Origin of the sequence: Caproiciproducens puteiluti, assembly GCF_052442865.1 — a bacterium.
GTDB lineage: Bacteria > Bacillota > Clostridia > Oscillospirales > Acutalibacteraceae > Caproiciproducens.
This window is the reverse complement of record NZ_CP194790.1, coordinates 2,674,015-2,692,391: the sequence shown is the minus strand read 5'-3', so window position 1 is coordinate 2,692,391 and position 18,377 is coordinate 2,674,015. Positions and strand designations below refer to the sequence as shown.

14 protein-coding genes are annotated in these 18,377 nt (G+C 51.2%); 9 read left to right on the top strand and 5 right to left on the bottom strand.

Annotated elements, in window-relative coordinates; genetic code table 11:
- Positions 1-114 precede the first annotated feature (114 nt).
- Genes ACRQU7_RS13110 through ACRQU7_RS13100 form a run of 3 tightly spaced genes read right to left on the bottom strand, consistent with a single transcriptional unit; the run spans position 115 to position 2,242 of the window.
- Positions 115-489, bottom strand: coding sequence for a hypothetical protein (locus ACRQU7_RS13110; RefSeq protein ID WP_444641304.1), 375 nt, complete (start codon positions 487-489; stop codon positions 115-117).
- A 29-nt stretch (positions 490-518) separates the two neighbouring features.
- Entirely contained in the window at positions 519-1,946 is a 1,428-nt protein-coding gene (locus tag ACRQU7_RS13105; RefSeq protein WP_444641303.1) for a 4Fe-4S dicluster domain-containing protein, read from the bottom strand.
- 44 nt (positions 1,947-1,990) lie between these two features.
- On the bottom strand, positions 1,991-2,242 hold the full coding sequence (locus ACRQU7_RS13100) for a hypothetical protein (RefSeq protein WP_444641302.1): 252 nt from the start codon (positions 2,240-2,242) through the stop codon (positions 1,991-1,993).
- A gap of 365 nt (positions 2,243-2,607) precedes the next feature.
- Here ACRQU7_RS13100 and ACRQU7_RS13095 point away from each other — a divergent pair, with 365 nt between their 5' ends.
- The 8 genes from ACRQU7_RS13095 (at position 2,608) to ACRQU7_RS13060 (ending at position 14,677) form a co-directional block, all read left to right on the top strand.
- On the top strand, positions 2,608-4,335 hold the full coding sequence (locus ACRQU7_RS13095; RefSeq protein WP_444641301.1) for a [Fe-Fe] hydrogenase large subunit C-terminal domain-containing protein: 1,728 nt from the start codon (positions 2,608-2,610) through the stop codon (positions 4,333-4,335).
- On the top strand, positions 4,319-4,996 hold the full coding sequence (locus tag ACRQU7_RS13090; protein WP_444641300.1) for a hypothetical protein: 678 nt from the start codon (positions 4,319-4,321) through the stop codon (positions 4,994-4,996). The genes ACRQU7_RS13095 and ACRQU7_RS13090 overlap by 17 nt, the downstream gene beginning before the upstream one ends.
- A gap of 30 nt (positions 4,997-5,026) precedes the next feature.
- Complete coding sequence (locus tag ACRQU7_RS13085; protein WP_444641299.1) at positions 5,027-6,571, top strand: hypothetical protein; 1,545 nt, start codon at positions 5,027-5,029, stop codon at positions 6,569-6,571.
- 398 nt (positions 6,572-6,969) lie between these two features.
- A complete protein-coding gene (locus ACRQU7_RS13080) occupies positions 6,970-9,498 on the top strand; it encodes a glycyl radical protein (RefSeq protein WP_444641298.1) in 2,529 nt (842 codons plus the stop codon).
- A 247-nt stretch (positions 9,499-9,745) separates the two neighbouring features.
- A complete protein-coding gene (locus ACRQU7_RS13075; RefSeq protein WP_444641297.1) occupies positions 9,746-10,654 on the top strand; it encodes a LysR family transcriptional regulator in 909 nt (302 codons plus the stop codon).
- A 102-nt stretch (positions 10,655-10,756) separates the two neighbouring features.
- Positions 10,757-11,893, top strand: a complete 1,137-nt coding sequence (locus tag ACRQU7_RS13070; RefSeq protein WP_444641296.1) for a 5-methyltetrahydropteroyltriglutamate--homocysteine S-methyltransferase — start codon at positions 10,757-10,759, stop codon at positions 11,891-11,893.
- A gap of 203 nt (positions 11,894-12,096) precedes the next feature.
- Positions 12,097-12,972, top strand: a complete 876-nt coding sequence (locus ACRQU7_RS13065; RefSeq protein WP_444641295.1) for a MerR family transcriptional regulator — start codon at positions 12,097-12,099, stop codon at positions 12,970-12,972.
- A 523-nt stretch (positions 12,973-13,495) separates the two neighbouring features.
- Positions 13,496-14,677: a MalY/PatB family protein gene (locus tag ACRQU7_RS13060; RefSeq protein WP_444641294.1), complete on the top strand. Its 1,182-nt coding sequence runs from the start codon at positions 13,496-13,498 to the stop codon at positions 14,675-14,677.
- A gap of 66 nt (positions 14,678-14,743) precedes the next feature.
- Here ACRQU7_RS13060 and feoB read toward each other — a convergent pair whose 3' ends face one another.
- Complete coding sequence (feoB, locus tag ACRQU7_RS13055; protein WP_444641293.1) at positions 14,744-16,903, bottom strand: ferrous iron transport protein B; 2,160 nt, start codon at positions 16,901-16,903, stop codon at positions 14,744-14,746.
- A gap of 112 nt (positions 16,904-17,015) precedes the next feature.
- Complete coding sequence (locus tag ACRQU7_RS13050; protein WP_038325020.1) at positions 17,016-17,252, bottom strand: FeoA family protein; 237 nt, start codon at positions 17,250-17,252, stop codon at positions 17,016-17,018.
- A gap of 335 nt (positions 17,253-17,587) precedes the next feature.
- On the opposite strand from ACRQU7_RS13050, the gene ACRQU7_RS13045 reads away from it, so the two are divergent.
- Positions 17,588-18,073 carry a metal-dependent transcriptional regulator gene (locus ACRQU7_RS13045; RefSeq protein WP_444641292.1) on the top strand — a complete coding sequence of 162 codons (486 nt, stop codon included), beginning with the start codon at positions 17,588-17,590 and terminating at the stop codon, positions 18,071-18,073.
- Positions 18,074-18,377: the final 304 nt, after the last annotated feature.

The window sequence follows — 18,377 nt, the reverse complement described above, 5'->3', positions numbered from 1 at the left end:
AGCGATAGGAAGAATTATTTGAAATCAGCGAAAAGGCCGGAATCCCGCATTGAACAGGATTCCGGCCCTTTTATCAGTCTTATTAAGTTTTCAAAGTAATTTCAAAATAGATTTTTATCTTTTTGCGGCTTTCACCAGATCAGCGTGCGTTCCGCACAGAGTCCCGCTGGTTTCCGTATCCAGCTGTTTTTGAAAGCATTTGGATATGACTCCTTCCGGGAATTTTATCATGGATACCCCGCATTGTTTCAGCTCCCGGAACATTTCGGGGTCGACCAATTCCACGGCCGCGGCAGGGTCGATGCTGTTCGCCGATTTTTTACGAAGGTAATCGTTGTAGCTCATTTCGCGGCACGGATATTCGGCTGTCCTATTTTCGGCGTCTTCAATGAACAGAAGATCGGTAAAATCGCAGATGCCGAGGTCCAGCCCATGGAAATCCCGGCCGGAAACCGCATGATAATAATCGCATAATTTACAGTCCAACATAGAAATCCTCCTTTATCGAGTGGATAGATTTATCTTACCGGCACATATTCACTGATCTCTCTGTGTGCCTGCTTCGCGTAATTGTCGATGTTCATTTTATTTTTTACCGCGTGGTTCAGGCTGATGCAGGCGGCTCCACCGGCGCATCCGCCGACGCAGGCCATTCCCTCTATGAAGTTTTCAGCCAGCTTCCCCTTGGAGGCTTTGATCAGCGCGGCACGGCATTCCTCCAGCCCGTCGCAGATCGCCGGTTCTGCCTGGAAATCGAGATGCTTTTCCTCTAGCGCGTTGGAAACTGCCTCCGTCACGCCGCCATTCCTTGCAAAAATCCTGCCGAAATAGGAAGCGTCGCTCAGCTTCCTTTCTTCCAGCTCTTCCAGACGGATATCCAGACCGCCGAAAATCGCCTGCAGCTCTTCAAAGGTGATTACGCTGTCGACGATACCTTTCAGCTCTTCCTTCTGAAATTCCATTTTCTTTGCGATGCAGGGGCCGATGAACACTACCTTCGCCGTTTTGTCGACCGTCTTGATCAGCCTGGCCGTCTCGACCATCGGAGAAGCATTGCTCGAAATATTGTTCTCCAGTTCCGGAAAATTCGCTTTGATATACTGGACAAAGGCCGGGCAGCAGGAGGTCGTCAGGAACTCTTTTTCGACGAGCTCCTCCGCTTCCTTGTGCGCCACGATGTCCGCGCCGAGGGCCGCTTCAACGACCCGGTTAAAGCCCATTTTGTACAGGCCTGCCGCCACCTGACCGACCTTCGCGTAGGAGAACTGGCTTGCGATCGCCGGCGCGATCGCGGCGTATACCCGGAAGTTTTCCCCGTTATTCGATTCTTGTATCATTCGCAGAACGTCCAGAACGTACGATTTATCCACAATGGCGCCAAAGGGGCATTGACGGACACATGCGCCGCAGCGGATGCATTTGTCCGGATCAATATCCGCCTTGTTCTGCTCATCCAGTAAGATCGCCTTTGCTTTGCACGCGTTGATGCACGGCCTTTCCTGCTCTGTAATCGCGTGATAGGGGCAGGCTCTCATGCACTGGCCGCACCCCTTGCATTTTTCGGGGTCGATGACCGCTTTATGGTTTACAAACGTAATCGCTTTCGCCGGACATGCGGATTGGCAGCGGTGGGCAATACAGCCCTGACAGGTTTCCGTGACCAGAAAGCGCTTGCTCGGACATTCTTCACAGGCAATATCGATGACCTCTACAACATTTTTGTTGTCCGGGCTGCCGCCCATCGCCATCTTTACGCGTTCCTCCACAATTGCTCTTTCCCGGTAAATGCAGCACCGCATCGTCGCTTTGGGTCCCGGAACGATCGTGCGCGGAATATCATACAGCTTTGCGGGAAGCTCGTTCCTTGACGAAAGCCGGACCACCTCTTTCAGTACCCTGTATTTCAGTTCCTGTACGTTGGAATCAAAAATCAACAAATTACACACCCTCTCACAAGTCAAACCCGGATCATTCGAAAAACAGGGGCCGGTCAACAGGGGCCGACTGCCTGAAGAACATATTCCCCGAACACATTTTCCAGATTTTCCGCTGAGACATAATCGGTAAATTTTTCTCCAAACCTGACCGGAATCCCGGACTGGCCGAAATCGCCGACACAAAGCGAAGCGCTGAGCAAGACCCTGTTTTCCAGATGATTTTCTTCAATCAGCCTGCGAAATCCGTTTAATACATCCAGAGCCTTCCGCCGCAGCGATTTTCCAATGTATACTTCGATCACCATATAAAACCCCACCAATCATTTTGAAACAATTTTTCAGAACTGAAAAATGATTCACTCTGTATTAAAGCAAAGGTAACACGGCAGGAAAAAACCGTCAACAAAATGCGGCGGCGCGGCCCGTTTCCGAAAGCGGGAGCCCCGACAGGCGCAATTTGTCCATAGGCGAAAAAGTCCGATCAGCCGTGGATTTTTCAGGGATACCGCATCTTTTTTTTTAGCGGGAAATACTTCGAAATCAAAAACCATATTTATAATTCAGAGGATAAAATTGGGCAACACTGACGTTGCCTTTTCAAATGTTTTGTGGTAGGATAAAAAAACGTTAATTATAAATTGGATTTTCTTATTTATTTGGAGCATGCTTAATGGAAGAAATTATCGGTTTAAATCAATCAAACTGTAAGAACTGCTATAAGTGCATTCGCAACTGTCCGGTAAAATCGATTGCCTACCGGAACGAGCAGATTCACATTATCGGCGACGAATGTATTTATTGCGGAAACTGCCTGCTGATCTGTCCGCAGAACGCGAAATATATCAACAGCGATCTTTCCAAGGTGAAACAGGCGATACGTGCGGGTGAAAAGCTGTATGTGTCCCTGGCGCCTTCCTATATTGCCGCCTTTCCCGAAACCGGCATCGCGAAAATATCCGCAGCGCTGAAGCAACTGGGGTTTGCCCATGTGGAAGAAACGGCGATCGGCGCCGAACAGGTTACCCGGGAATATGAAAAGCTGATCCGCGAACATAAAATGCAGAATATGATCACCACCTCGTGTCCGTCGGTGAATCTGCTGATCGAAAAGAATTATCCGTCGCTGATTCATCAGCTTGCCCCGGTGGTGACCCCTTTGATTGCGCATGCGCGCATGATCAAACAGATTTACGGCATCCGGGCCAAAATCGTTTTTATTGGGCCGTGCATCTCCAAAAAGTACGAATGCGTGGACCCCGATAACGGAAATCTGTTGTTTTCGGTCCTGACGTTTGACGAACTGGAAAAATGGTTTCGCGAAGAAAATGTGGATTTTTCGCAGGACGACCATAACAGCCGCACTCTGAAAAACACATTGCCCCGCTACTATCCCGCGCCGGGGGGCATTATTAAAAATCTTCACCGGAAAGAGCGGAGTACTTACGAATGCCTGAGCGTCGACGGAGTGGACCGCTGCATTGAAATTCTGGATTCCGTCGTGCACGACAACCTTTCCGGCTATTTTCTGGAGCTGAACGCCTGCTCCGGGGGATGCCTGGGAGGCCCGATTCTCAAGCTGATGAATCTCAGCTTTTTAAACGCCAAAAATGTGCTGGTCGATAATGTGAAACGGGCGAATGAAGCTCCGCCCGCCCTTACGGAAGGGGTTGCGTCCCAGTTTACGAAAAGGTTCCGGAACCGCTCGGCGAAAAAGGAAATCATCGACGAGGAAAAAATTCGCAGCGTGCTGGCTTCAACCGGAAAAACCTCGCCGGAGAAGGAACTGAACTGCGGCTGCTGCGGGTACAACACCTGCCGCGAAAAAGCGATCGCGGTGCTGCAGGGAAAAGCGAACATCAACATGTGTATCCCTTATATGCGCGAGCTGGCCGAAAGCATGTCCAATACGGTCGTGGAACACACTCCCACCGGCATTCTGGTCATCAACGACCATCTGCAAATCGAGCAGATCAATCCCTCCGCCACTCAGCTTTTGAAGCTCGGAAAGGACTGCGTCGGGCTTCCCGTTGAAGAACTCCTTCCCAGCAGGGATTTTGAGGAGGTCCTTCAAACCGGAAAAAATATATTGAACCATAAGCAGTATTACAAGGAACTCGGGCTGATTCTGGAGCAGACGGTGGTTCATGTGAGCAATAACCAGCTGATTTTTGTGCTTCTGAAAGATATTACCCAGCAGGAGCAGGTGCTGGAGGAACAGCGGAAGGTTACGGAGAAAACCGCCGCCTTTGCCAGGGAGGTCGTCAACAAACAAATGCGGGTAGTGCAGGAAATCGCCGACCTTCTCGGGGAAACAACCTGTGAAACCAAGGTGGCACTGCTGCAGCTGACCGAAAATATCGTTCCGGGAGCGGAGGACAAAAATGGACATCAGCATTGAGACGTATAGCGATTCCGTTCCCAAGTATCATGAGGGCCTTTGCGACGATCAGATCAGAATCGTACGTGATGAGTCCGGCGTCGCGGCGATTCTTGCGGACGGAAGAAACGGCGGGGCGAGGGCAAGCCTCCTGACCTCCTTTGCCGCAAAGATGATGGTGGCAATGCGCGGCAGCGGCGCATCCATCGACCGGGTCACCGATATGATTGCGGAATCCCAGCCGTCCGGCGGGAAAAAGGGGAAGGCGGGGAATATCGCCTTTACGCTGATCCTCGCGCTTTTCGACGGAACGATCCGGGTGGAGCAGTTTGAAACGCCCGACGTGATCCTGCTCCGCAGGGGCAGACCGGTTGAACTGCAGACGACCCAAAGGATCGTGCAGGGCAGGACCATCCGCAGCGGGAGGATAACGGCGAAGAAAGCGGATATGATCGTCGCGGTCGGCAACGGGATGCTGACCGCCGGAAAGAACAGAAAGCTGAAGGACGGCTGGAATTTAAAAAATATAGAAACCTATATGGCGAATGCCTACGATTCCCGGATGTCGGCCGAAGACCCCGTCCGGCTGCTTCTTGCCGCGGGCAGTTCCCTTTCTTCCGGAAAACCGGCGAGCGATCTGTCGGCGCTGGCCTTCCGGATCAACTGCCTTCGCGTGCCGTAAGATGACTGCACTTTTTGAGGATGAAATGGCATGATGATTTTTAAAACGCTGATGCTTCAGCTTTATAAGCCCGGAAAACAGAAACGGGATTTGATGGATACTGCCCTTCTGCGCTATTCCCAGGCTTTGCAGTTCCTGATGGATACCTATCGAAATGAAATTACGGAACTCTCTAAATCGGAGACCGATATTACCCAGCACCTGATCCTGAAAATGATCGACAGGGAAACCGCCAAAAGCCTGAACCGCTTCGACATACAGCCTTTTAAGGATTCCCTGCTGCTGGAATTTTCCGCCGTCGCCGCCTCCTATCTTGCGCGCAGGCAAAATCATCCCCAAACCGGGTATCCTCTTCCTTTTCTGGACGCCCAGAGCTATTCCCGCGCAATGTCGGACTGCGTTGCGCAGTTTGACAGTGGGGAGATCGGCCTGCAAAGGTTTCAGCACCGCTCCTTTAAGCTGGTGGATAAGGCGGGAAAGCTGCGGTCCGTCTATTTCGGCCGGTACGCAATGAACCGCGATTACTGCCTGCTTTACGATGAGTTTAAGGACCGGTTCTATGCGAAGCTGTATCTGATGAACCGGGCGAACAGTATTCCGGGCGGGTATTGCGCAAGCGGGCTCAGCCTGAAATATGTCTGGGATGGGATGCCCTTCATGAGCAATCTGCCGGGGCAGAGAAGATATATCGTCGTCCCGCTGGCCTTTGGAAAAGAGCAGTACGCCGACCTGAAGGAAACGCTGAAAAATCCGCGCCTGCTGCATTCCTCCCGGCTGGTCAAAAAAGACCGGCAATATTATCTGATGGTCAATATCGAGTGCAGTCGGCAGACCACCAGAGAAGCGGTCACGACCATGGGGGTCGCGCGCGGCGTTCACGGGGGATTGAGTTATACGATCTGCGATAAAGGCGGCGGCGTCAGGGAAAGAAAACGGATTTCCGCGTGCCGGAAGCAGAACGGCGCTCCCGACTTCTCCAATACGATTGCGGAAATCGCGGCAAAGAACCGCGCTCAGGTGGTGCTGGAGGCAAACGGCGGAAAAAACGACCGGATGCCCGTTCCCGCACAGAACCGGGAGCTTTGTTTTTCAGTCCGGGATTATCTGCTGCTTGCTCAAAAATTGAAATACAAACTGCCCGGCAAAGGTCTGCCTCCGCCGGTCGAGGTGAGCTCGAACGGCCTTTTCCTCACCTGTCCCCGCTGCGGGACAAGGACGCAGAGAAACCGTGTAACTGAGGAGCTTTTCGCGTGTATCCGCTGCGGATATGCGGCTGAATTTGAGACGGTCGGAAGCGAGAACCTTGCGAAAAGGCTGGACAAATATCACAGCGACAGGGTCCCCATCACAGTCTCGAAAAAAGAAGACGGTTTTCTTTGCTGCAATAAAATTCTCGGCTTCCGGTACGAGCTTCCGCCGGACACGACGGATTATACGCCGATGTTTGAGGAGCTCGACCGGTTTATCGGCAGAATGCGGGAAACCTATATCGACGATTCCAAAAGGTACGCCGTCTGGAAAAAGCTTGCTCAGGCGCCCGACCTGCGGAAATCCGTCCACCTGCTTTTGAGGTGAATTCCTGTTTTGGGTGCATTAGCTACCGCATCATGATTCCGCACATGCGGGCAATCCCGTGTGCAGAGCGATTCCGCTGAGCGGAAACGGGTAACCGTTCAAGTGTAGCTATTTAAATAAAGCCTGATCCGGAAGGAAAGTTCCTTCCCGGCTCGGGCTTTTTCTATGCTCCGGTCCGGGCGGAGACAGTACGCTGTGGAAAAGTATTATTTATTTAGTCCAAATAATGTCTGGATTTTTCACTAAAGTTGTCATGGCACTCATTTTTCTGGTTTGGAATTTATTGCTTAATGGTTTGGATTTCGCTCCCTGCTCCGTAAAGAATTCTATATAATGATAGATGGCAAGTAGTCTTGTATATAGAAGAAGTGTTTCATTTTGTAAGGGAGGTCAATAACGTGTTAGAGAAAGGATTTTCCAAACCGACCGCCAGAGTAGAACGTTTGAAAGACATGATTATTCATGCCAGGCCCTGTGTGGAATCTGAGCGCGCTATTCTGATTACCGAGTCCTATAAGGAAACAGAGGGACTCCCTATCATCATGAGGCGTGCAAAGGCAGTGGAGAAGATTTTCAACGAGCTGCCCGTGACGATCCGTGACGACGAGCTGATCGTCGGTTCCATGACGAAGAATCCGCGTTCGGCGGGAATCTATCCCGAATTTTCCTGTGAATGGGTGGAAAAGGAATTCGATACCATGACCGACCGTCTGGCCGATCCTTTCCTCATCTCCGGGCAGACCAAAAAAGAGCTCCATGACGTTTTTACCTATTGGAAAGGCAGGACGGTCAACGAGCTGGCCGCCTCCTATATGTCGCAGGAGGCAAAGGACGCGATGGCGTCCGGCGTATTTACCGTCGGGAACTACTTTTTCGGCGGAGTCGGCCATGTGAACGCCGACTATGGCAAGGTGCTGAAGATCGGCTTCCGGGGAATCCTTGCGGAAGCGGTCAACGCGATGGAAAAGCTGGATAAGCTGGACCCCAACTATGTAAGAACCCAGCAGTTCTACCATGCTCTGATCATTACATATTGCGCGGCGATCACGTTCGCCCACCGGTACGCGGCTAAGGCGAAGGAGCTGGCCGCGTCCGAATCCGACCCCGTCAGGAAAACGGAGCTTCTTCAGATCGCCCGCAACTGCGAGCGGGTGCCGGAATACGGCGCGACCAATTTCTACGAGGCCTGCCAGTCGTTCTGGTTTGTTCAGGCGATGATCCAGATCGAGTCCAGCGGCCATTCCGTTTCCCCCGGGCGCTTCGACCAGTATATGTATCCGTATTACGCCGCGGATAAATCGCTTACCGAGGATTTCGCGAAAGAGCTGATCCACTGCCTGTGGGTCAAGTTCAATGACGTCAGCAAAATCCGCGACGAGGTTTCCGCACAGGCGTTCGCCGGTTACGGCGGGTTCCAGAACCTTTGCGTCGGCGGGCAGACCCCCGGCGGGATGGACGCATCCAACGAGCTGTCCTACCTTTGTATGGATGCCTGCGCCGCCGTGAAGATGCCGCAGCCTTCCTTCTCGATCCGCGTATGGCAGGGGACTCCGGACGAATTCCTTTACCGGGCGTGCGAGCTTGCCCGTCTCGGACTCGGCGTGCCGGCCATGTATAACGACGAGGTCATCATTCCGGCACTGGAAAACAGGGGCGTTTCTCTGGAGGACGCCCGCAATTATGCCTTGATCGGCTGCGTGGAGCCGCAGTGTCCCCATAAGACGGACGGCTGGCATGACGCTGCTTTCGTCAATGTCGCCAAGATACTGGAAATCACCCTCAACAACGGAAAAGCCGGCGGAAAACAGCTCGGGCCCGTCACGGGGGACCCGACCGAATGGAAATCCACCGACGACCTGTTTGCGGCGTTTAAGAAGCAGATTGAGTATTTTGTCTATTATGTGGCGGAGGCGGACAACTGCGTGGATGTCGCACATACGGAAAGATGTCCGTTGCCGTTCCTTTCCGCTTTGGTGGATGATTGTATTGCCACAGGCAAATCGCTGCAGGAGGGCGGAGCCGTCTACAACTTTACCGGTCCGCAGGCATTCGGCGTTGCCGACTGCGGCGACTCCGTTTATGCGATACAGAAGAATGTTTTTGAAGATAAAAACATTACGCTCTCCCGGCTGAAGGAAGCGATGGACGCGAACTTCGGCTATAGCGACGGCGGAGTGCGGCCGGCCTTCTCTTTGACGGAGGAGGAAATTGACAGAAGAATGTACCAGGCTCTTGCAAAGCTGGCGGGATGCCACTGCGGAATTGATCTGGCCTCTCTCAGAGACCGGGTAATGGCAGAGATCCAAGCTCCCCCCGCAGGGGATTACGAGTATATCCGCAGGTTGATGGACAGCACGCCGTGTTATGGAAATGACATTGACGAGATCGATATGATCGCCCGCAAGTGCGCGCTGCTCTACTGCAAAGAGGTTGAAAAGTACCGGAATCCGCGCGGCGGACTCTTCCAGCCGGGGATTTATCCGGTGTCGGCAAACGTCCTGTTCGGAAAGGACGTCGGTGCTATGCCGGACGGCAGGCTTGCAAAGCAGCCCCTGGCGGACGGCTGTTCCCCCAGACCGGGCAAAGATGTCAAAGGGCCCACAGCGGCGGCGAATTCCGTTGCCAAGCTGGACCACACGCTCGTTTCCAACGGAAGCCTTTACAATATGAAATTCCTGCCCTCCGCCATTGCGGGGGATACGGGACTAAAGAATTTCGCCTCCGTTGTCAGAAGCTATTTTGACCATAAAGGCCAGCACATCCAGTTCAATGTCGTAGACAGGGAGACCCTGCTGGCAGCCCAGAAAAATCCCGACGATTACAGGGATCTGGTGGTACGTGTAGCCGGTTACAGCGCGCACTTTGTGGTGCTGGCAAAAGAGGTTCAGGACGATATCATCAGCCGTACGGAGCAGACCTTCCGCTGACATCCTTTATTGATTCCTTTAACAGGCAATGTGAAGTGTTTGTGTTTTCTGTGCCGTAAAACGCGGCAGGAAAACCGTCCCGCTTTCACATTGCCTCCTTCTTTTTTTGCGTTTATTTGCCGGTTTTTTGGATATTGGTTGAAGGAAGGGGAAAACATCGGTATAATGGAGAAAAAGACGGCGGCAGGCTGGAGCAGCTTTCCATCGGCCAGCCAACAAAATTTGAAAATCCGGTCAAGGTGATGAAATGACATTACAACAGCTTCGATATGTGATTACAATCGCGCAGACGGGGTCCTTTCACACGGCCGCGAAGCTGCTTTTTGTTACGCAGCCCAGCCTTTCCAAAGCGATTGCAGAACTGGAAAAAGAGATGGGTGTCTTCCTCTTTTTCCGCAGTAACCGAGGGGTCCTGCTGACGGAGGAGGGGACGAAATTCTTATCCTATGCCCGTCAGGTGGTGCAGCAGGCTGAGCTTCTGGAACAGCAGTATAAACACGGAGCGCCTGCGCGCAGAATGTTTGCCATTTCCGCCCAGCATTACGCCTTTGTGGTCAATGCGTTTGTGGCCCTGGTCCGGGAATACGGAAAAACCAGGTATGAGTTTTCCCTCCGGGAATCGCGCACCTATGACATTATTGAAGACGTGCGCACCCGCAGGAGCGAGCTCGGCATCCTCTATCTGAGCAATTTCAACAGGAAAGTGATCCTGCGGATGATCCGTAACAACGAACTGCGCTTTGTTCCGCTGTTTACGGCGAACCCCCATGTTTTTGTCAGCAGAAAAAATCCGCTGGTCGGAAGAGCGTCCGTTACGCTGAATGATCTGGAGCCATACCCGCGGTTAAGCTACGAACAGGGCAACAACTCTTTTTATTTTTCCGAAGAACTGCACAGCGTGGAACTCAGCCCGAAAAACATTGTGGTGACGGACCGGGCAACGCTGTTCAACCTCCTGATCGGGCTGGACGGGTACACCATTTCTTCCGGAATTCTCAGCAGCGACCTCAACGGGAACGAGATCGTGTCCATTCCGTTGGAGAGCGGGGAGACAATGGAGATCGGCTATCTCTGTGAAGAAGGCTACCCGCTTGGAGCGATCAGTGAACGGTATATCGCCCTGCTGCGGGATTATATTGCTTCTTACAAACAGTGATAGCTTTTGTCTATTACAAAGAATTGAAATTATCAATTAACACATCACCGGGTATTTTGTGTATTATTAATTTAAATCCAATGTGATAAGGAGACAAAAATTATGAGTACACAGTTTACCGCACGTACGACCGCGCCGTTTCGATATGATATTGTCGGCAGCTTTTTGCGCCCACAAGCTTTAAAGGAAGCCAGAGCATCTTTCGCCGACGGCACACTATCAAAGCAGCAGCTTTCCGCTGTTGAGGACGACTGCATCCGCACGCTTGTGGAAAAGCAGATCAAGGCCGGACTCCATTGTGTGACGGATGGGGAATTTCGCCGCAGCTATTGGCATCTGGACTTTATGTGGGGGCTGGACGGAATCGACCATGTGGTATTGGAGCATGGGTATTTTTTCCACGGGGAAGAAACCCGGGCGGATTCCGCCAGAGTCAGTGGGAAAATCCGCTTTTCCCAGCATCCTTTTATTGCCCACTACCGGTTTTTACGGGATATCGTTGGCGATCGGGCTCTTATCAAGCAGACGATTCCCGCTCCCGCCCAGTGCTTTGCGGAGCTGGTCCGCGGGGAAAACGAGCGGTACCTGGACGCTGTCTATCCGGATCGGGAAGAGCTGTACAGGGACCTGTCCGCCGCATACCGCGATTTTATTCTTGCTCTGTATGAGGGCGGCTGCCGCGTTCTGCAGCTGGACGACTGCACTTGGGGAATGCTCTGCGATGAGAAGTTCTGGAGCGGCATGGCCGGCAGCGGATACAGCCCGGATGCGCTGCAAAAGCTTTACCTGCGCCTGAATAACGATGCCATTGCGGATTTGCCCGCCGATCTTACCGTTAATACGCACGTGTGCCGCGGAAACTATCACTCCACCTGGGCTACCAGCGGCGGTTACGCGCCGGTAGCGGATATCCTGTTCGGCGGCGAAAATGTCGGTGCCTATTATCTGGAATTTGACGACGACCGTTCCGGGGACTTTGCCCCTCTGGCTAAAGTCTCGGGGGAAAAGCTGGTGGTATTGGGCCTGGTTACTTCAAAAGGCCCCAAGCTGGAAAATAAGGCGGCTGTTATCGCCCGCATTCACGAAGCCGCTGCCTATGTGCCTCTCGACCGCCTGTGCCTGAGCCCGCAATGCGGCTTTGCCTCCACCGAAGAAGGCAACATCCTCACCGAGGAGGAACAGTGGTCCAAAATCAGATGGATCAGAGAAATCGCCGAAGAAGTCTGGGGACCATTCTGATTCACAATCGTATCTGTGTTCAGCACCTCTTCGGAGGTGCTTTTTGTATTTCCGAAATAACTTCAGCAATATGATTTTTTCTGATTTCAGTATCAATTTTTTCTTTACCGGCAATGTCAAACGAAAATTCAAAAAAAGGATTGACCCTGACATTGTGTCATAGTGTAATATAAAACCAGACGGACAGGAGGTGAAGCTTGACGATGAAAACGATTAAACAGGTCTCGGATTTAACGGGAATCAGTGTCCGTATGCTGCATTATTACGATAAAATTGGCTTGTTAAAACCTTGTACAACAACAGAAGCGGGCTACAGATTATACGACAACGAAGCCCTGGAAACTTTACAGCAGATCCTTTTTTTCAAAGAGTTGGACATTCCGCTGAAAAGCATGAAAGAAATATTGGAAAGCCCGCGGTACGACAAGGTACGGGCGCTCCACGAGCAGAAAGAACTGCTGATGCTGAAACGGGACCGGCTGAACGAACTGATCGCAATGATTGAAAAGAAATTGAAAGGCGGCAGCACAATGAGCTTTAAAGAGTTTGATATGGGCGAATATTTCAATACACTGGAAACCTTTAAGCAGGAACATGCGGATGAAGTTGTTAAGTATTATGGCAGTGTGGAGGAATTTGATAAGAATATTCGGAACATGAAAACAAAGGAACTTGAGATTGCAAAGATGGCTATCAAGGAGTTTGGCAGTATCGAAAAATACACCGAAGCGATGAAAAACAATCTTGATCATCTGCCGTCCATTATGGAAGGGTTTCAGACAATAAAAGAGAATGCCGATGTTTATTTGGCTCAAACAAATCAGTTAATGGAACGTTTGACATCTGATATAAATAGAGACCCTTCTTCTGCGGATGTTCAGAAAATCGTAAAGGAAATGGATGATATGGTCAGGGAACACTATAAGATTCTCAAGCTGGACATGGGCGAAAACTACTGGGGCATGATGGCAGACCTGTATCTAACAAAGCAAACGAAAGTCCATGATAAAAAGTATGGGAAGGGTGCAACAAAATTTATAGGGGAAGCCCTCCGATTTTACAGTGAGAACAACAAATAAAAGGGCGGAAGAGCTTTGGAATCCTCCTGCCGCAGTCCGGACCTTACGTTAGGGGATTTTTCGCAATATCCTTTCAAGGGGATCTGTTCATATGCAGAAGAGAGATAAAAGTTTCAGTAAAAACATCTGCAGATTCGTGCAACAATCATGGTTGACTTTTTTTACGACTTCCTATATTATATAACATATATAATTAGTATGTTATTTATGAATTACAGCAATTCCATCCCAGTTTGCGGAACAAAACGCGTTTCTCCCCCGCCTTTGGCGGGGGAGAAACGCAAACTTGTTGCAGAATCAACTGGAAATGCTGTAAGAGGATGATGGAAAGAGGGATCATTTTAGCGTACTGTTTCCAAACAGGGTTTTAAACCCCTGTGTTTTTTGCTATAGTATTCAGGAATGTTGAACGCTGAAGGAATGCCTTTGGCCATTACGGCCGAACGCCAAAAATAAGGAAAAATGATGGTGTGAGTTGGAACGTGAAAAAATCAAAACCGGAATTCTCACAGGAGGAATGGAAATGAACTGTCAGTTTGATCAGGTAATAGAGAGAAAGGGTACGAATTCCCTCAAATATGATTTTGCCGCCGAGCGCGGAAGACCGGAGGATGTTTTGCCCCTTTGGGTAGCCGACATGGACTTTAAAACGTCTCCTTTTATTGTTGATGCTTTACAGAAAGCCGCCGGGCATGGAATTTTCGGTTACTCCGAAAGCAAAGCGGGCTATTTTGATGCCCTGCAAAGCTGGTATGCCCAGTATTTCGACTGGAAGCTTCAGAGCGACTGGCTTGTAAAAACGCCGGGCGTTGTTTTCGCAATTTGTATGGCCATCCGTGCCCTGTCGAAGGAAGGGGACTCCGTCCTAATCCAGCGCCCGGTGTATTACCCTTTTTCCCAGTCTATTCTGGACAACGGCCGAAAGCTGGTGAATAACCCGCTCGTTTATCGCGACGGGAAATACGGGATCGATTTCGAGGATTTTGAAGAGGAAATCGTTCGGAACAAGGTAAAAATTTTTATTCTCTGCAATCCTCACAATCCGGTCGGCCGCGTGTGGACAAAGGAAGAGCTGATTCGCTTAGGCGATATTTGTGTAAAACACGGGGTCTATATTGTATCCGATGAAATCCATGCGGATTTTGTTTTCGAGGGACATTGTCATTCTGTTTTTGCAAGTCTGAAACCGGAGTATCTGGAAAGAACCATCACCTGCACGGCGCCAAGCAAGAGCTTCAACCTGGCGGGCCTGCAGGTATCCAATATTTTGATTGCCAACGGGGAGATCAGAAAAAAATTTCAGCTTGAGATCAACAGGTCAGGTTATTCCCAGCTAAACACAATGGGCCTTGTCGCCTGCCAGGCGGCCTATGAAAACGGAAGGCCGTGGCTTGAGGAGCTCAAACAATACCTTGCTGAAAATCTCGCGTTTTTCAGGAGCTTTTTGTCTGAAAAACTGCCGCAGATCGAAATGATCGAGCCGGAGGGGACTTATCTGGTATGGCTCGATTTCCGCAGGCTCGGTCTGGATGACAGGCAGCTTGAAGATCTGATTGTGAATCGGGCAAAGCTGTGGCTGGACAGAGGTTCCATTTTCGGGCCGGAGGGGAAAGGCTTTGAGCGGGTCAATATCGCCTGCCCGAGGGCGACCCTGGAAAGAGCGCTGCTGCAGCTGGAGCAGGCGGTAAATCAGCAGAAAATCTGACAACCCCGCCGGAACGGAAACATTATTCAGCACCTCTTCGGAGGTGCTTTTGTTATATCCTTTCCGTCATACCAACCCGAAAAGCCTTACCGTATTGGCGACGAGGAAACAGACCACAATCCCTGTTACTGTCGGGATCACAAACGACAGCAGTGTCCATTTCAAACTCTGTGTTTCTTTTTTAATCGTAAGACAGGTAGTGCCGCAGGGCCAGTGCAGAAGGGAGAAGAGCATGACGCAGACAGCGGTCAGCCAGGTCCATCCGTGACTGACAAAAAGCGAATGGAGCTGTGTAAGGCTTTCAAAATCGGTCAGGCTTCCCACCGCCATATAGCTCATGATGATGATCGGGATGACGATCTCATTTGCAGGGAATCCCAGAATGAACGCCATCAGGATATAACCGTCCAGCCCCAGCGTTCGGGCAAACGGGTCCAGAAACCCCGCGCATTGCGCGAGAAGGCTGATACCGCCGACCTGAATGTTGGCGAGCAGCCAGATCACAAGACCCGCGGGGGCGGCTACGACGACGGCGCGGCGCAGGACGAACAGCGTCCGGTCGAAGATGGAGTGGACGATTACCCGGCCGATCTGCGGGCGGCGGTAGGGGGGAAGCTCCAGATTAAACGAAGACGGCATCCCTTTTAAAATCGTCATGGAAAGAAGCTTGGAGATCAGCATGGTCAGGAAAACCCCGAAAACAATGACGGCGGTCAGGGTAAGCGCGGAAACGGCGGACTGGAAGGGGCCCGCCACCGCCGATGCAAAAAACATGGTGATGACGGCGATCAGGGTGGGAAATCTTCCGTTGCAGGGAACAAAGTTATTGGTCAGGATGGCGATGAGCCGTTCCCGGGGAGAGTCGATGATGCGGCAGCCGATCACGCCGCAGGCGTTGCAGCCGAAGCCCATGCACATTGTCAGGCTCTGCTTGCCGTGCGCGCAGGATTTGCGGAAGAAGTTGTCGAGGTTAAAGGCGACTCTGGGCAGGTATCCCAGGTCTTCCAGCAGGGTAAACAAAGGAAAAAAGATCGCCATCGGCGGAAGCATGACGGAAACGACCCAGGCCAGGGTCCGGTATACTCCCTGAACCAGCAGCCCCGTTACCCATTCGGGTGCGGATATCCACTGGAAAAATTCCATCAGCCGGTCCTCCACCCAGAACAATCCGTCCGCAATCAGGCCGGACGGCACGTTTGCGCCGGTAATGGTGATCCAGAAAATACCGAGCAGCAATAAAATCATAATGGGAATGCCGGTTGCCTTTGAGGTCAGGATCTTGTCGATCTTCTGGTCCCGCTGTGCGTATTCCGCCTTTTCATAAACAATTGTTTCGCTGCCGATTGCTTCACACAGCTCTACAATCCCGGTAACGATCCGGTCGCGGAAAGAATCGTTGGAAATCCCCGCGCCTTCCAGAAACTCTTTTGCTTCTTTCAGCCGGTCTGAAATCTCTTTTTCCGATAAGATGTCTGTTCCGAGGAAATTTCTCATGGACTGCAGCAGGCTTTCATCGCCGTCCAGCAGCTTGAGCACGACCCAGCGGCTGTTCAGCCTGCTGCCCAGCGCGCTTTCCAGAACGGGCTGAAGCATTGCCACCGCCTGTTCGATTTCGTCCCCGTAAGTAATGGAAAGCGGACGCGTTTCGCTTTCCTCCCGCGTCAGACCGGCAACCGCATCCATCAGGTGATTCAGCCCTTTTCCGCTTCGGGCGCTTGTTCCCACGACAGGGATGCCCAGCTTTTGGGAGAGCGCTTCGAGATTGATTTTAATTTTCTTTTTTTTCGCCTCGTCCAGCAGGTTGACGCAAAGCACGACCCGCTTGGATATTTCCATGGTTTGTAAAACCAGATTCAGATTGCGTTCCAGACACGTGGCGTCCGCAACGACGACGACGGCGTCCGGATTTCCAAAGCATATGAAATCACGCGCGATTTCCTCTTCTTCCGAGTTTGCCATCAGAGAATAGGTCCCCGGAATGTCGACGAGGACAAAATTCGTCCCCTGATGTCTGTATTTTCCCTGTGCGTTAGCCACTGTCTTTCCGGGCCAGTTGCCCGTATGCTGATTCATTCCGGTCAGGCTGTTGAATACCGTGCTTTTTCCCACGTTGGGATTTCCGGCCAGTGCGACCACTTTATCGTCCGCGGTTTCCCTCTCAATTTGGAAAGCCCCGCTGCAGCCGCATAAAACCCCGGCGCCCGTGGATTCTCCCGTGAGCCCCATAACTTTCCCTCCTATATTCTAAAATAGAATTGATTTGTGCAGAGAAATAGGGTGGGGCAGAGAGCGCATATCAACAGGAGATATGCCTTCTTTCGGTCCCACCGGTTCTACCTTACGCAGTAACCAGAATCTTGTCGGAAACATCGGACCGCAGCGCAATCACTGCTCCGCGAATCCGGTAAGCGGTCGGATTTCCGGACGGGCTCTGGTAAAGCGGCTCGATTTCCGTTCCATCGATCACACCCAGATCAAGCATCCTTCTGCGGACCGTGCCGTTGGCATTTAAAGATGTCACGCTGCCTCTGACCCCCATGGGCAGTTCATTCAGCGGTATTCCTTTCTCACTCATAGCAATGACCTCCTGAAAACTATTTTTAAACCGTGTGACGGATTGATAGAGACCCTTTAATTTCTTGCACTAGGCTAATATATGGTTCTTTCACTGAAAGTGCTACAAAATTGTATTCGGACAAAAAAATTAGCCCTGCCGAATAATTTTTCCTTCCTCTAAAATTAGTTCTTATGCGGGAGCGATTTTGAATATATTATCGTAGGCATTGTTTGTAAAGTCCAAAGTCCTGTCTTTGGCCAAATCCCGCCCAAAATGCCCGGAATACGGCGGGCTGAGCCTGCATGCACATTTACAGACAAGGTCCAGCTTTCAATAAAAGGAAGGGTGCCCTTATGAAAAAATCGGAGAATCGCGAATTTCGGACTGCGCGCGGATATCAAATACTCAACCAGCGGGAAGGAATGCTGACATCCTCCATGGAGGACTATTTGGAAATGATCTACCGCGCATGCAGCAGCGGCGGCTACTCAAGGGTCGGGAAGGTCTCAGAGCTGCTTCACGTAAAACCGTCGTCCGCTTCCAAAATGATTTTTAAACTGGCTGACATGGGGTATATCCGATATGACCGATATGAAATTATTCAGCTGACGGAAATGGGGGAAAAAACCGGCGCGGCTCTGTTGAACCGGCATATGATCATTGAGGAATTCCTGCAGCTGATCGGAAGCCCCAATGCTTTGGAAGAGACGGAGCTGATCGAGCATTCGCTGAGCTCGTCCACTGTCGAAAATCTGCAGTCTTTGATAGATTATTTTAAGTCGGATCCTCAGGCGGTCGATCAATTTGAAAAAATCAAACAAAAAACGGTCGCTTTGTAAATCAGTCAATGAAAATCATCAGATCAGTCCGGCACCTCTTCGGAGGTGCTTTTGTTGTATCCGGAAAACCACTCGCTTTTATCTTCACTCAGGAAGCGTGGATTTTTGGAATCAGCGTATCACAATCATGCAGGGCGTAAACACCGCCGAGAATTGCTACAGCATTTCCGGTTGATTTTGAAGCAAGGCTGCGTTTCTCCCCCGCCAAAGGCGGGGGAGAAACGTGTTTTGTCTTGCAAGCTGAAATGGAATTGCTGTAAGAGACAGTTTGCGGAGTGGTAAATATTGGAGTTGACCCCGGGTT

What these genes read in the sequence shown, in the direction of transcription:
- ACRQU7_RS13110 (WP_444641304.1), bottom strand. Translation starts at nt 489, where the DNA reads ATGTTGGACTGTAAATTATGCGATTATTATCATGCGGTTTCCGGCCGG.
- ACRQU7_RS13100 (WP_444641302.1), bottom strand. Translation starts at nt 2,242, where the DNA reads ATGGTGATCGAAGTATACATTGGAAAATCGCTGCGGCGGAAGGCTCTG.
- ACRQU7_RS13095 (WP_444641301.1), top strand. Translation starts at nt 2,608, where the DNA reads ATGGAAGAAATTATCGGTTTAAATCAATCAAACTGTAAGAACTGCTAT.
- ACRQU7_RS13090 (WP_444641300.1), top strand. Translation starts at nt 4,319, where the DNA reads ATGGACATCAGCATTGAGACGTATAGCGATTCCGTTCCCAAGTATCAT.
- ACRQU7_RS13085 (WP_444641299.1), top strand. Translation starts at nt 5,027, where the DNA reads ATGATGATTTTTAAAACGCTGATGCTTCAGCTTTATAAGCCCGGAAAA.
- ACRQU7_RS13075 (WP_444641297.1), top strand. Translation starts at nt 9,746, where the DNA reads ATGACATTACAACAGCTTCGATATGTGATTACAATCGCGCAGACGGGG.
- ACRQU7_RS13070 (WP_444641296.1), top strand. Translation starts at nt 10,757, where the DNA reads ATGAGTACACAGTTTACCGCACGTACGACCGCGCCGTTTCGATATGAT.
- ACRQU7_RS13065 (WP_444641295.1), top strand. Translation starts at nt 12,097, where the DNA reads ATGAAAACGATTAAACAGGTCTCGGATTTAACGGGAATCAGTGTCCGT.
- ACRQU7_RS13060 (WP_444641294.1), top strand. Translation starts at nt 13,496, where the DNA reads ATGAACTGTCAGTTTGATCAGGTAATAGAGAGAAAGGGTACGAATTCC.
- feoB (WP_444641293.1), bottom strand. Translation starts at nt 16,903, where the DNA reads ATGGGGCTCACGGGAGAATCCACGGGCGCCGGGGTTTTATGCGGCTGC.
- ACRQU7_RS13050 (WP_038325020.1), bottom strand. Translation starts at nt 17,252, where the DNA reads ATGAGTGAGAAAGGAATACCGCTGAATGAACTGCCCATGGGGGTCAGA.
- ACRQU7_RS13045 (WP_444641292.1), top strand. Translation starts at nt 17,588, where the DNA reads ATGAAAAAATCGGAGAATCGCGAATTTCGGACTGCGCGCGGATATCAA.